The sequence below is a fragment of the Streptomyces silaceus genome (assembly GCF_001419745.1).
In the GTDB taxonomy this organism is placed as follows: domain Bacteria; phylum Actinomycetota; class Actinomycetes; order Streptomycetales; family Streptomycetaceae; genus Streptomyces; species Streptomyces silaceus.
The window spans coordinates 1-12,948 of record NZ_LIRJ01000493.1; the positions used below are offsets into that span (position 1 = coordinate 1).

13 protein-coding genes are annotated in these 12,948 nt (G+C 73.8%); 7 read left to right on the forward strand and 6 right to left on the reverse strand.

Going from position 1 to position 12,948, the window contains the following annotated elements; genetic code table 11:
* Nucleotides 1-162: 162 nt before the first annotated feature.
* Nucleotides 163-630: a type II toxin-antitoxin system PemK/MazF family toxin gene (locus AOK22_RS35085; RefSeq protein WP_208606487.1), complete on the forward strand. Its 468-nt coding sequence runs from the start codon at nucleotides 163-165 to the stop codon at nucleotides 628-630.
* Here AOK22_RS35085 and AOK22_RS35090 read toward each other — a convergent pair.
* Nucleotides 615-1,463, reverse strand: coding sequence for a TIGR02452 family protein (locus AOK22_RS35090; RefSeq protein WP_055702753.1), 849 nt, complete (start codon nucleotides 1,461-1,463; stop codon nucleotides 615-617). The two genes, AOK22_RS35085 and AOK22_RS35090, sit on opposite strands and share 16 nt — an antisense overlap.
* A 160-nt stretch (nucleotides 1,464-1,623) precedes the next feature.
* Here AOK22_RS35090 and egtA point away from each other — a divergent pair, with 160 nt between their 5' ends.
* The 4 genes from egtA to egtD are packed head-to-tail and all read left to right on the forward strand — an operon-like array spanning nucleotide 1,624 to nucleotide 6,015.
* On the forward strand, nucleotides 1,624-2,964 hold the full coding sequence (gene egtA, locus AOK22_RS35095; protein ID WP_055702754.1) for an ergothioneine biosynthesis glutamate--cysteine ligase EgtA: 1,341 nt from the start codon (nucleotides 1,624-1,626) through the stop codon (nucleotides 2,962-2,964).
* The gene (egtB, locus tag AOK22_RS35100) at nucleotides 2,961-4,301 is read left to right on the forward strand and encodes an ergothioneine biosynthesis protein EgtB (RefSeq protein ID WP_055702755.1); all 1,341 of its coding nucleotides are present in this window, start codon (nucleotides 2,961-2,963) and stop codon (nucleotides 4,299-4,301) included. The genes egtA and egtB overlap by 4 nt, the downstream gene beginning before the upstream one ends.
* Nucleotides 4,301-5,056, forward strand: a complete 756-nt coding sequence (gene egtC / locus AOK22_RS35105) for an ergothioneine biosynthesis protein EgtC (RefSeq protein ID WP_055702756.1) — start codon at nucleotides 4,301-4,303, stop codon at nucleotides 5,054-5,056. Before egtB ends, egtC begins: the two co-directional genes overlap by 1 nt.
* Nucleotides 5,053-6,015 (forward strand): L-histidine N(alpha)-methyltransferase, encoded by a 963-nt coding sequence (gene egtD, locus AOK22_RS35110; protein WP_055702757.1) that lies wholly within the window; start codon nucleotides 5,053-5,055, stop codon nucleotides 6,013-6,015. The genes egtC and egtD overlap by 4 nt, the downstream gene beginning before the upstream one ends.
* A 65-nt stretch (nucleotides 6,016-6,080) precedes the next feature.
* Here the strand turns inward: egtD and AOK22_RS35115 are convergent, their stop codons facing one another.
* A complete protein-coding gene (locus AOK22_RS35115) occupies nucleotides 6,081-7,337 on the reverse strand; it encodes an extracellular solute-binding protein (RefSeq protein ID WP_055702758.1) in 1,257 nt (418 codons plus the stop codon).
* Between the two features lie 238 nt (nucleotides 7,338-7,575).
* Between AOK22_RS35115 and AOK22_RS35120 the strand changes: the two genes are divergently transcribed.
* Nucleotides 7,576-7,791 (forward strand): dodecin, encoded by a 216-nt coding sequence (locus tag AOK22_RS35120; protein ID WP_055702759.1) that lies wholly within the window; start codon nucleotides 7,576-7,578, stop codon nucleotides 7,789-7,791.
* Nucleotides 7,792-7,850: 59 nt separating this feature from the next.
* Here the strand turns inward: AOK22_RS35120 and AOK22_RS35125 are convergent, their stop codons facing one another.
* Nucleotides 7,851-8,339, reverse strand: coding sequence for a phosphatase domain-containing protein (locus tag AOK22_RS35125; protein ID WP_055702760.1), 489 nt, complete (start codon nucleotides 8,337-8,339; stop codon nucleotides 7,851-7,853).
* A 79-nt stretch (nucleotides 8,340-8,418) separates the two neighbouring features.
* On the opposite strand from AOK22_RS35125, the gene AOK22_RS35130 reads away from it, so the two are divergent.
* Nucleotides 8,419-9,426 (forward strand): MsnO8 family LLM class oxidoreductase, encoded by a 1,008-nt coding sequence (locus tag AOK22_RS35130; protein ID WP_055702761.1) that lies wholly within the window; start codon nucleotides 8,419-8,421, stop codon nucleotides 9,424-9,426.
* Nucleotides 9,427-9,583: 157 nt separating this feature from the next.
* Here AOK22_RS35130 and AOK22_RS35135 read toward each other — a convergent pair whose 3' ends face one another.
* The 3 genes from AOK22_RS35135 to AOK22_RS35145 are packed head-to-tail and all read right to left on the reverse strand — an operon-like array spanning nucleotide 9,584 to nucleotide 12,929.
* Entirely contained in the window at nucleotides 9,584-10,834 is a 1,251-nt protein-coding gene (locus AOK22_RS35135) for an ABC transporter permease (protein ID WP_055702762.1), read from the reverse strand.
* A complete protein-coding gene (locus AOK22_RS35140; RefSeq protein WP_055702763.1) occupies nucleotides 10,831-11,562 on the reverse strand; it encodes an ABC transporter ATP-binding protein in 732 nt (243 codons plus the stop codon). The genes AOK22_RS35135 and AOK22_RS35140 overlap by 4 nt, the downstream gene beginning before the upstream one ends.
* Nucleotides 11,563-11,579: 17 nt before the next feature.
* On the reverse strand, nucleotides 11,580-12,929 hold the full coding sequence (locus AOK22_RS35145) for a peptidoglycan-binding protein (protein WP_244165227.1): 1,350 nt from the start codon (nucleotides 12,927-12,929) through the stop codon (nucleotides 11,580-11,582).
* Between the last annotated feature and the right edge of the window lie 19 nt (nucleotides 12,930-12,948).

Genomic DNA, 12,948 nt, shown 5'->3' on the forward strand with positions numbered 1-12,948 from the left:
GCGGGGCGGCGGCGGAACCGGCCGCCGTCGGCGCGAGCACCGCGCCGGCCAGGGCGAGGACGACGAGGATCCGGGGGGTGCGCAGTGGTCGAAGGATCATGGACCGAGCCTGCGGTCCACGAGGGGGTCCCGCTCACCGGATTGGGCCGGACAGGCTCTACGGTGACCCGTGTGACTGCCTCCATCGATGACCCGCACCTGTCCGACACGCCCGGCCGCTCCGGCCCCACCGCGACCACCGAGGCCGAGCCGCGCGACGTGGGCCGGGTCCGCACCGAGTACGCGCCGGAGCACGACGGCGACCCCGATCCGGGCGAGATCGTCTGGACGTTCGTGCCGTTCGAGGAGAACGACGGGCGCGGCAAGGACAGGCCGGTGCTCGTGGTCGCCCGGGAGGACTCCGGCACGCTGCTCGCCGTACAGCTGTCCAGCAAGCGGCACGACGACGACCGCGAGTGGGTGCCGATCGGGAGCGGGCCGTGGGACCGCGAGGGACGCGACTCGTGGGTGGACGTCGACCGGGTGCTGCGGGTGCACGAGCGCGGGATGCGGCGCGAGGCGTGCGCGCTCGACCGGATGCGCTTCAACCTCGTCGTACGCCGCCTCCAGGAGCGCTACGGCTGGCGCTGACCAGCCCCGCTCTCCCGGGCGAACGCCCTCTCGAAGGCGCCGCGCGTCACCGCGCCCCTGGTGCGGTCGAGCACGCCGAAGACGACGTGCGCGAACAGCCCGGCGAACCGGCCGCCTTCGCCCAGCAGCGCCCGGAAGGCTCCCGCGACCTGCGCGGGGTCGTTCATGAAGACGCCGCAGCCCCACGCGCCCAGCACCAGGCGGCGGTACCCGCACGCGGCCGCCGTCTCCAGGACCCGCTCGGCGCGCGCGGCCAGGGCGGCCGGGATGTCGGCGGTGCGCTCGGGGGTCCGCCGGCGGATCACCCCGGCGTTCGGCGCCGCCGACGTCAGGAAGCCGACGGTGTACGCCGCGTCGAGGAGCCGGCCGCGGTCGTCCCGGAAGACCGGGACACCGGGCGAGTGGATCACGCGGTCGCTGTAGAAGGGGTCGCGGTCGGCGCGGTGGTGGTCGTAGAACGCGCGGGCGCCGATCAGGCAGGCGTGGAGCGCGGAGGCCCGGCACAGGGCCTCCTCCTGCGCCTGTGCGCCGTTCAGGTATCCGCCGCCCGGGTTGCGCGCGGACGAGAAGTTGAGGACCGCGACCGGTGAGGCGTCCTCGTCCGTGAGCCGGGCGGCCGCCTCCAGGCTGCTCTCGCCCGTGACCTCGAAGCGGGTGGGGACGGGCGCGCGGTCCGGTACGGGTACCGGCTCCGGCCCGAACTGCCGGGTGCCGGCGCGGGCCGCGGCCACCGCGTCGGCGATGACCACCGTCCGTCCGCCCGGCGCGGCATACTCCCCCGCGGCGACGATCCGCTCCGTATCCTGCGCCTGTGCGCGCAGCCGGGCGCTCATGCCCGCACCCCCGTGTCGTTCATGAACGCATGGTGAGCTGCGCGTGTCGGGCGGCGCAACAGAAATACCTGGTGGGCGAACGACACCAGGGGCACTCTTGTGCGAACGCCCCGGAGGGTTTTGGGTGTTACGAGCAGCATCTACGGAAGGAATCCCCGACATGTGCGAGGGAGACTGTACGAAGCACCGAGCGCCACAGTCCGTCCAGGCGCGTGACACGGTGTCCGAGGCGGAGGTCGAGGCGCTGGTCCGCGGCATCTGCTTCAAGACCGGACCGCCCCGCACCACGGGCGTCGAACTGGAGTGGCTCGTCCACGAGCCCGGACTGCCCCACCTGCCCGTGCCGACCGCACGCCTCGAAGAGGCCTACGCCGCTCTGCGGGCCCTGCCCCTGAACTCGTCCGTCACCGTCGAACCCGGCGGCCAGCTGGAGCTCAGCTCGCTGCCCGCCGCCTCGCTGACGGACCTCCTCTCGGCCATGCGGGCCGATCTCCGCGCCGTGCGCGACGCGTTGAGCTCACGCCGCCTCACCCTCAGCGGGTTCGGCGCCGACCCCTGGCGCCCGCCGTCGCGGATCCTGCGCGAGCCCCGCTACGACGCCCTGGAGTCCTGCCTCGACCGCGGCGGCCCCGCGGGCCGCCGCATGATGTGCTCCACCGCGTCCGTCCAGATCTGCCTGGACGCCGGGTACGAGGAACCGGGTCCGCTCGGCTACGCGCGCCGCTGGCGCCTCGCGCACCTGCTCGGCGCCGTCCTGGTCGCCGCGTTCGCCAACTCGCCGCTGCAGGAAGGGCGGCCCACCGGCTGGCGGTCCACCCGGCAGGCCGTGTGGGCGGGCATCGACCCCGGCAGATCCGGCGCCCCGCCGCTCGACGGGGAGCCCCGCGAGACCTGGACCCGGCACGCCCTCGACGCGCCGGTCATGTGTGTCAAGAGAGGCCCCGACGAGGGTCCCTGGAGCGTGCCCGAGGGGCTCAGCTTCCGCGCCTGGACCCGCGGCGGCACGCCGCGCCCGCCCACCCGCGACGACCTCGACTACCACCTGACCACGCTGTTCCCGCCGGTCCGCCCGCGCGGCCACCTGGAACTGCGCATGGTCGACGCGCAGCCCGGCGAGGACGGCTGGATCGTGCCGCTCGCCGTGACGAGCGCGCTGTTCGACGACCCGGAGGCGGCGGAGTCCGCCTACCGCGCCGTCAAGCCGCTCGCCGAGCGCGACGGGCCCCCGGGCACGCCGCCCGCGCCGCACAGCCCGCTGTGGCTGGACGCGGCGCGCCACGGCCCCGCCGACCCCGAACTGCGCGAGGCCGCCGTCGCCTGCTTCGCCGCCGCCGTCGCCGCGCTGCCCCGCATGGGCGCGGACGCCGACGTGCGCGACGCCGTCGCCACCTACGCCGACCAGTACGTCGCGCCGGGCCGCTGCCCCGCCGACGACCTGCTCGACGCCGTGCGCGACACCCCACGCCTTCATGCCGCACCTGGGAAGGACTCCCGCCGATGACCGGCCCCACCGCCGATGACCCGGAGGCCCTGAGGGAGCGCGCGCTGAGCGCGCTCCTGGCCGCACGCGACCGCACCACCCTCCTCACCACGTGCGTGGACGAGGCCGAACTCACCGCACAGCACTCGCCGTTGATGTCGCCGCTGGTCTGGGACCTCGCGCACATCGGCAACCAGGAGGAGCAGTGGCTGCTGCGCGCGGTCGCGGGCCGCGACGCCATGCGGCCCGAGATCGACCCGCTCTACGACGCCTTCGAGCACCCGCGCGCCGAGCGGCCGAGCCTGCCGCTGCTCGCGCCCGCCGAGGCCCGCGGCTACGCGGCCGAGGTCCGGGGCCGCGCCCTCGACGTCCTCGCCACCACGCCCCTGCACGGCACTCCGCTCACCGACGCGGGCTTCGCCTTCGGGATGATCGCGCAGCACGAGCAGCAGCACGACGAGACCATGCTCATCACGCACCAGCTGCGCGCGGGCGCCACCGCGCTCACCGCACCCGACCCCGAGCGCGGCGAGCCCTTCACCGGCCCTGCCGACGTCCTCGTCCCCGGCGGCCCGTTCACGATGGGCACGTCCACCGAGCCGTGGGCGCTGGACAACGAACGCCCGGCGCACCACCGCATCGTCCCGCCCTTCCTCATCGACACCACGCCGGTGACGAACGCCGCGTACCAGCGCTTCATCGACGACGGGGGCTACGAGGAGGAGCGCTGGTGGGCCCCGGAGGGCTGGGCGATGGTCCGTCAGAACGGGCTCGTCGCGCCGCTGTTCTGGCGGCGCGAGGGCGGTCAGTGGCTGCGCCGTCACTTCGGGACGGTCGAGCCGGTGCCGGGCGACGAGCCGGTCCTGCACGTCAGCTGGTACGAGGCCGACGCGTACGCGCGCTGGGCGGGCCGCCGGCTGCCCAGCGAGGAGGAGTGGGAGAAGGCGGCGCGGTACGACCCGGTGGCCGACCGGTCGATGCGCTACCCGTGGGGCGACGCGGACCCCACGCCCGAGCGTGCCAACCTCGGCCAGCGCCATCTGCGTCCCGCGCCCGCGGGCAGCTACCCGGCGGGCGAATCACCGCTCGGCGTGCGCCAGTTGATCGGTGACGTGTGGGAGTGGACGGACTCCGGCTTCCTGCCCTACCCGGGGTTCGCCGCCTTCCCCTACCGCGAGTACTCCGACGTCTTCTTCGGCGGCGACTACAAGGTGCTGCGCGGCGGCGCGTTCTCCGTCGACGCGGTGGCCTGCCGGGGCACGTTCCGCAACTGGGACCATCCCGTGCGGCGGCAGATCTTCGCCGGGTTCCGCACGGCGCGGGACGCCGGTCCCGCCGACACCGCGGAGCGTGTCTGATGTGCCGTCATCTGGCCTACCTGGGGCCGCCGCAGCCGCTCGGCGACCTCCTGGTGGAGCCGGCGCACAGCCTCTACCGCCAGTCGTGGGCGCCTCGCATGCAACGGCACGGCACCGTCAACGCCGACGGTTTCGGCGTGGGCTGGTACGCGGAGGGGGACCCCGTCCCGGCGCGCTACCGCCGCACCGGACCCGTCTGGGGCGACCAGTCGTTCGCCGACCTGGCCCGGGTGGTGCGCTCCGGCGCGCTGCTCGGCGCCGTGCGCGACGCGACGGTCGCGGGTGCGGACGGGGAGGCCGCGGCGGCGCCGTTCGCCGCCGGGCCGTGGCTGTTCAGCCACAACGGCGCGGTCGCGGGCTGGCCCCGCTCGCTCGCCCCGCTCACCCGCGACCTGCCGCCCGAGGACCTGCTCTCGATGGAGGCTCGCTGCGACTCCGCGCTGGTGTGGGCGCTCGTCCTGCACCGGCTGCGGCGCGGCGACGAGGAGGGCCAGGCCCTCGCGGACACCGTCCTGGAGGTCGCGGAGGCGGCCCCGGGGTCGCGCCTCAACCTCCTGCTGACCAACGGCGACACGATCGCCGCGACCACCTGGGGCGACACGCTCTGGTGCCTCGCGGAGCCCGGCCGCCGCACCGTCGTCGCCTCCGAGCCCTACGACGACGACCCGCACTGGCGCGAGGTGCCCGACCGCACCCTGCTCGCCGCCAGCCGCACCGACGTACTGCTGACACCGCTCAAGGAGCCACCTGCGTGAGCCCGTACCTGCTGACCCGCACCCTGCCCGAGGACGCCACCGACGCCGCGCTGCGCGCCGACGTGCTGCACGGGCTGACCCGCACCCCGAAGTCGCTGCCGCCCAAGTGGTTCTACGACGCGCGCGGCAGCGCCCTCTTCGAGGAGATCACCACGCTGCCCGAGTACTACCCGACGCGCGCCGAGCGGGAGATCCTGGTCGACCGGTCCCCCCGCATCGCGGAGGTGACGGGCGCACGCACGCTGATCGAGCTGGGCTCGGGGTCCTCGGCGAAGACCCGCCACCTGATCGACGCCCTGGCTTCCCTGCACACCTACGTCCCCGTCGACGTGAGCGAGAGCGCGCTGACCGGCGCCGCGAACACCCTGCTCGCGCAGCGCCCCTCGCTCGACGTGCACGCCCTGATCGCCGACTTCACCCGCGGGCTCGCGCTGCCGGGCACGCCGGGGCCTCGGCTGATCGCGTTCCTCGGCGGCACGATCGGCAATCTGCTGCCCGCCGAGCGCGCCGCGTTCCTCTCCTCCGTCCGCGGGCTCCTCTCCCCCGGCGACGCGCTGCTGCTCGGCACGGACCTGGTCAAGGACGAGTCGGTGCTGGTCACCGCGTACGACGACGGGGCGGGCGTGACGGCCGCGTTCAACAAGAACGTGCTCACGGTGATGAACCGCGAGCTGGGCGCGGACTTCGACCAGGACGCCTTCGAGCACGTCGCCGTCTGGGACCGCGAGCGGGAGTGGATCGAGATGCGGCTGCGCTCGACGGCCGATCAGACGGTGAAGATCCCCGCGCTCGACATGACGGTCGACTTCACCGCGGGCGAGGAGCTGCGCACGGAGATCTCCGCGAAGTTCCGCGAGGACGGCGTACGCACCGAACTGGCAGCCGCCGGGCTGAAGCTGACGCACTGGTGGACGGACGCGAGGGGGCGCTTCGCGCTGTCCCTGAGCACGGTGGAGTAGGCCGGGCGGGCGCGGAGGGAAAGACCCGGCCGGTGGCTGTCCCGCCGCCCCCGGCCGGGCCGCCGTCACAGTCCGCCGAGGGACAGCTCCCTGGTGATCCGGCGCGAGGCGTCGCGGGCCTCGGTCGCCGGGTCGCCGCCGGTGAGGACCTTCGTCATGTAGCCCTTGATGGGGTTGTCCGCCTCGACGCCCGCCCAGCGCGGCGAGTTGGGGGTCGCCCGGCCGTTGGCGGCACCGACGGCCATCGCCGCGGCGCCCTCCTCGCCGGCGACGGCGGAGGCCAGCTTCGCCTTGTTCGGGACGTAGTTCATGGTCCGCGCCAGGTCGGTCTGCCACTTCTTGCCCGCCAGTGCCTCGATCACCTCGACGGCGCCCTTGTGGTCGTCGCTGCGGTCGGGCACGACGAGGTCGGAGCCGCCGGTGAAGACCGCGCCGGGCTTGCCCGCCGTCTTGCCGGGGACGGGGAAGTAGCCGAGCTTGCCCTTCAGGTCGGGGTTCTTCTCCTCGATGGCGCGGGCCGCGCCGGGCACCGCGATGATCTGGGCGACGTCGCCGCGCGCGAAGACACCGGTCTGCGCCGGGTGCTCCTCGTCGGCGTCGCGCGGGCCGTTCCCGAGCGCCTGGAGACGCTGGTAGAACTCCATGCCGCGCAGCGCCTGGGGCGAGTGCAGGCTGCCGCGCCAGTCGCCGGACGACTCCTTGGTCTCCTTGGCGAGGTCGCCGCCCTCGTCCCAGATGAACCCGGCGAGGGTGTACCAGTCCTGACCGGCGAGATAGATGCCCTGGTTGCCGCCCGCGTCGAGCTTCTGCGTGTCCGCGATCCACTCCTCGCGGGTGCGCGGCGGGCGCGTGATGCCGGCGTCCTCGAAGAGTTCCTTGTGGTAGATGACGACGCGGTTGGCGGCGTACCAGGGGATGCCGTACTGGGCGCCCTTGTAGCGCCCGGGCTCGGCGAGGCCGGGCAGCCAGTCGTCCATGCCGAGGTCCCGTGCGGACTCCAGCGTCAGGTCGTACAGGCCGCCCTCGTCGACGTACTGCGCGACCTGGGTGTTGCCGACCTCGATGACGTCGGGACCGTCGCCGCCCTCCTGCTTGAGCGCCTTCTTCACCTTGGCGCCGATGCCGGTCCACTCCTGGACGCGGATGTCCAGGTCGATGTCGCCGTGCTCCTTCTCGAAGTCCTTCGTGAACCGCTCGACGAACTCGGGCGAGGCGCTGCCCCGCATCAGCCACACGGTCACGGTCCTGGTGTCGTCACCGCCGGGCAGCATGCCGCACCCGGAGAGCAGGACGGTGGAGGAGAGAGCGAGGGCCAAGGGCATGGCGGCGCGTCTGAGGGGCTTCACGTGGGTCACTTTCTGCCTGCGAACAGGGAAGGGCAGCCCGACGCGGGGGGTGAGCACGTGGCTCGAACGGGTTATGGCTGGATTCTGGTCTGTACCAATGAGTCGGTCAAGGGGCCTGCGTCACCTCGCGCGCCCGCGTGGCCTGGGGCACGGTGGAATGACGTCACCTCACGGCGTCACCGCACGCCGTCGTCACGGCCGGGAGGACTTTCCCATGTCGAACCACACGTATCGGGTCACCGAGATCGTCGGGACGTCCCACGAGGGCGTGGATCAGGCGATCCGCAATGGCATCGCGCGTGCGTCGCGGACGCTGCGCTCACTGGACTGGTTCGAGGTGACGCAGGTGCGGGGGCACATCGAGGACGGGGAGATCCGGCACTACCAGGTCGGCCTGAAAGTGGGGTTCCGGCTGGAGGACGACGCGTAGGCGCGGCTCCGGCCCGGGTACGTCCCGGTCCCCGTACGCCCCTCCTCCGGTGCGTCGCCTCACGTACGCCCTTCCCTCTCCTGCGCGTCCTTGAGGTCCTCCGAGGCCGTCGCCCACCGCGCCCGTACGACCCGGAAGCCCGCCCGCTCCGCCTCGTCGCACACCAGTTCGTCGTCGTCCACCAGCATGCGGATCTCCCGCTTGCGGGAGAGGTTCCTGAGGACGTCCAGCTTGGTGCGGCAGGCGGGCCGCCGGTCGTGGTCGCGCCGCATCCAGACGCGGCCCCGCGGCAGGCCCTGCCGGGCCAGCCACGCCTCCGTGTCCTCGCGGCAGCGCTCGGGGCGCCCGGTGAGGTAGACGACCTCGCACTCCCCGGCGCTCTCCAGGGCCAGGGCGACGCCGCGCGCCAGCGGCGGGTCCTGGGGCGCCGCCGCGAAGAACCCGTCCCAGTCGCGGGGTTCCTCCTCCAGGAAGCGCTGGCGGTGCGCGGTGTCCGCGAGGGTGCCGTCCAGGTCGAACACGGCCAGGGGTCTCTTGTCGTCGCTCACGTGACCAGCGTAGAAGCGCCCTCGCCCGGTCCGCGCGGCGCACCGGGAATCCTGGCGCGCCCCAGGCGTTGAACCTGTCGTGAGCTCAGTGATCGAACAGACCCGGTTCTCCGTCCTCGACCGTTCGCGCACCCGTGAGGGGCACGACGGTCCCGAGGCCCTGCGCGACACCGTGCGCCTGGCCCAGGAGCTCGAAGCCCTCGGATACGAGCGCTTCTGGGTCTCGGAGCACCACGGAGTGCCCGGCGTCGCCGGGTCCGCGCCCACGGTGCTCGCGGCGGCCGTCGCGGCGGCCACCCGCACCATCCGGGTCGGCACGGGCGGGGTGATGCTGCCGAACCATCAGTCGCTGATCGTGGCCGAGCAGTTCGGGGTGCTCGAATCGCTCTTCCCGGGCCGGATCGACATGGGGCTCGGCCGTTCCGTCGGGTTCACGGACGGGGTGCGCAAGGCGCTCGGGCGCGACAAGCACGACGCCGAGGACTTCGCGGCGCAACTGTCCGAGCTGCTCGGTTGGTTCCGCGGCACCTCCGGGACAGGGGTGCGGGCCCGCCCCGCCGAGGGCCTGACCGTCCCGCCGTACGTGCTGGCCGTGGGCGAGGGCGCGACGATCGCCGCCGACGCGGGGCTCCCGCTGGTCATCGGGGACATCCGGGGCCGCGAGAAGATGCTGGCCGGCATCGAGCGGTACCGCGCCGGATTCCGGCCCTCGCCGTGGCTGGCCGAGCCGTACGTCGTGGTCGCGGGCACCGTCGCGGTGGCCGGGAGCGAGGAGGAGGCGCGGCGGCTGCTGATACCGGAGGCCTGGTCGATGGCGTACTCCCGCACGCACGGCACGTTCCCGCCGCTGCCGCCGGCCGAGCGCGTGGAGTCCCTGACGATGACGGAGAAGGAGCGCGGCTTCTACGAGTCGGGGCTGCGCGGCCATGTGTACGGCACCGAGGAGCAGGTCGCCGACGAGCTGGAGCGGGTGATCAAGGAGAGCGGCGCGCAGGAGGTGCTGGTCACGACGAGCACGTACGACCGCGAGGGCCTGCTCGACTCCTTCCGGCGGCTGGCCCGCGTGGCGGGTCTGTCACCGGCCTGAGCGGGCCGGACAGCACGAGGTCCCGCCCGCGTCGCGGCCCGGGATCGGCCCGGGGGCGGCGCGGACGGGCGCGGTGCCCCCGTGGCACGGGGGACGATTCCATCGGGAGCACCGCGGTCCCGGAGGACCGCGCGGGCGGTCCTCGTCAGGAGAGTCCTCAGGTGGTCGCCAGCGCCTCCGTCGGAGGCAGCCTGGCCGCGCGTACGGCCGGATAGAACCCGGCGAGACCGCCGATGACCAGCGTGGCGCCCACGCCGCCCGCCATCGCCCACAGCGGGACGACGGAGGGCCAGCCCTGGTAGGAGGCGTAGCCGCCGGTGACCGCGATGCCGAGGACGACTCCGCCGAGGCCGCCGAGGGCGGACAGGAGCAGGGCCTCGGCCAGGAACTGGGTGCGGATCTGGCCGCGGGTCGCGCCCTGCGAACGGCGCAGGCCGATCTCGGAGCGGCGTTCGAGCACGGAGATGACCATGGTGTTGGCGACGCCGACGCCGCCCACCAGCAGGGCCACTCCGCCGAGGCCCAGGAGCAGTCCGCTCAGGGCGTCGTCGGTGGCTTCCTTGGCGGCCAGCGCGTCGGAGGGCCGCGAGACGGTCGCCTCGGTGGGGACCTCCGGGTTGGCGGTGGCGCCCAGGACGCTCTGCACGTCGTTGACGGACGACTCCTCGGCGCGCGTGTAGATGGTGGTGGGGTAGCCGTCGAAGCCCAGTTCCTGCTCCGCGACCTTCCAGCCGACCAGGGCCGTCGAGTCGAGCGCCGGCACGAGCTCGTTGGGCGCGAGCAGGCCGACGACGGTGTACCAGCGCCCGCCCAGCCAGACCTTGACGTCCGGTCCGGCCTGGTGCACGCCGAGCTGCTCGGCGGCCTTGGGGCCGAGGACCGTGGTCGGGTAGCGGCTGTTGGCGGCGTTCAGCCAGCGGCCGTCGACGATCTCGGCGCCGACGGACCCGGGCAGATCGGTCCGGGCGGCGGAGACCGTGAGGCCGCCGGTCTCCTGCTTGGGCGTGCGGTCGTTGCGGTAGACCTTCGCGCTCGTCTTGCCGATGGCGGACACGGAGTCCACGTGCTTCATGTTGCCGATCATCTCGACCGACTCGGCGGGCAGATGGGCGGCGCCGCCGGTGAAGGACTGGCCGGGGGTGACGGTCAGGAGGTTGGTCCCGAGCGCCTCCAGCCTGCGGTTGAGGTCCTCGGTGGAGGACGTGGAGATCCCGACGACGCCGACCATCGCGGCGATGCCGATGGCGATGCCGAGCGCCGAGAGGAACACCCGCATCGGGCGGGAGCGCAGGCCGGAGCCGCCGACCCGCAGCACGTCCGCCGGGTTCATCCGGGCCGGCCTCGGCCGCCGCGGCGGCTCGGGGTCCTGCGGCCTTTCCAGCTCCTCGACCGCGTGGGGCGCGCTCATCGCACGGCCTCCTCTCGCACCAGGGATCGGGCGGTGCCCTCGTCGGCGCCGCTGGAGTCGTGCTCGATGCGGCCGTCCTTGACCCGCACCTCACGGGGCAGCGTCGCGGCGATGTCCCGGTCGTGCGTGATGACGACGACCGTCGTCCCCGCCTCGTGCAGTTCCTGGAGCAGCTCGATCACGATCGCGCCGGAGCGCGAGTCCAGCGCACCGGTCGGCTCGTCCGCGAGCAGCAGCGGCGGATCGCCGAGCACGGCCCGCGCGATGGCCACGCGCTGCTTCTCGCCGCCGGACAGCTGGTGCGGCTGGTGGTAGAGGCGGTGGCCGAGGCCGACCCGGCGCAGCGCCTGCTCGGCGAGGCGGCGGCGCACACCGCGCGGCCTGCCGCTGTACAGGAGGCCGTCGGCGACGCTGTCCAGCGCGGACACGCCGGACGACAGGTGGAACTGCTGGAAGACGAAGCCGATGGTGCCGGCCCGCAGCGCGGACAGTTCGCGGTCGCTGAGCTTGGCCACGTCGTGGCCGTCGATGTGCACCAGGCCGGCCGTGGGGCGGTCCAGGGTGCCCATGATGTTGAGCATCGTGGACTTGCCCGACCCCGAGGGGCCGACGATGGCGAGGAGTTCGCCGCGCCGGATGACCAGGTCCGCGCCGCGCAGCGCGGCCACGTCCCCGTACGTCTTGGACACCCCGGCCAGTTCGACCACGGGCCGGGCCGGTGCGGGCAGTTCCGGTGTCTGCGAGGTCACTTGGGGACCCCCACGACGGTGCCTTCCTTGATGCCGGTCCCGGACACCTCGACCCTGCTGTCGGCGAACATGCCGAGCTTGACCGGGCGGTACTCGGTGCCGTCGGCGGTGACGACCTCCAGGGCGTAGCCGCCGCCCTGCCGGGCCACCAGCGCGTTGACGGGCACCACCAGGACGTCCTTGCGGGTCTCGGCCTTCAGGGTGACCTCGACGGCGGCGGCCTGGTAGCGGCCGAGCCCCTTCTGGTCCTTCACCTTCAGCTCGACGGGCAGGGTGGGGTCCTTGCTGCTGTCGGAGTTCCCGGACCCGGAGTCGTCGGAGCCCGATCCCGAGGAGTCGCCCTGGGCGGTGGAGGGGGTGCCGACGTCCGTCACCTCGGCCTGGACCGTGGTGTCGTCGGGGAGCTTGACCGTGGCCTTCGTGCCCTTCTCGACCAGGTCCTCGTACTGCACGTCCAGGTCGACGCCGATGGTCCGCTCGGTGCCGGTCCAGGTCAGCAGGGTGCCGCTGAGGGCCGCGCCGGCCGAGGCCTTGACGTCCGCGACGCGGCGGGCGCCGTCGGCGACCTGGGCGTCGCCGGGCTCGACCGTGCCGGTCTCCTTGCGGTTCAGGTCGTCCTGCCACTCCTTGACCGCCTCGGCCGTCGCGGAGTTGTACGTGTCGTCGACGTCGAAGCCGGTGTAGCCGAGCGCGCGGAGGTTCTTCTCCAGCATCTCGACGTCGGCGCCCTCGGTGCCCGACTTCAGGGTGCGGTAGAGCGGGAAGGAGCCGTAGAGGAGCGGGACCTTCTGCTGGTCGACGCGGTAGACGGTGTCGCCGCGCTTGAGGACGGCGCCCTCCTCGGGCACCCAGGTGACGATGCCGTTGCCACTGGCGGAGTCCTGCCCCGCCCGTCCGCTGCCCGAGGACTGGTCGCCGCTCGCGCCGGACGAGCCCGCCGGGGCCTGGACGGCGGTCGGGTCGCCGTAGCCGAGGTTGCCGTCGACGGTCTGGGTGTCGGTCAGGGTGGTCCGCTCGACCTTCGCCGTCGCCGGCGGCCCGGAGGGCGCGGAGCCCGCGGAGTCCTCGCCGTCGCCGCCGAGCGCCCCGGTGGCGGCGAGACCCGCCGCCGCGGCCACGGCTATCGCGACCAGCACGAGCAGCGAGGTGCGCAGCGGGCGGCGCCTGCGGCCGGTGGGCGGCCCGGACCCGTCGCCGGGCTCTTCCGCCGACGGCTCCGTCTCGGCGGCGGGTTTCTGTGCCACCGCCGTCTCCTCCTCGACCGCCGTGTCGAGAGTGCCCGCCGTCCGTGTCGACAGCCGGCCCGAGCCGCGGCGCTCCAGGGCCCCCGAGGGCTCACCGGACACGGCGGGCCCGCCGTTCTCG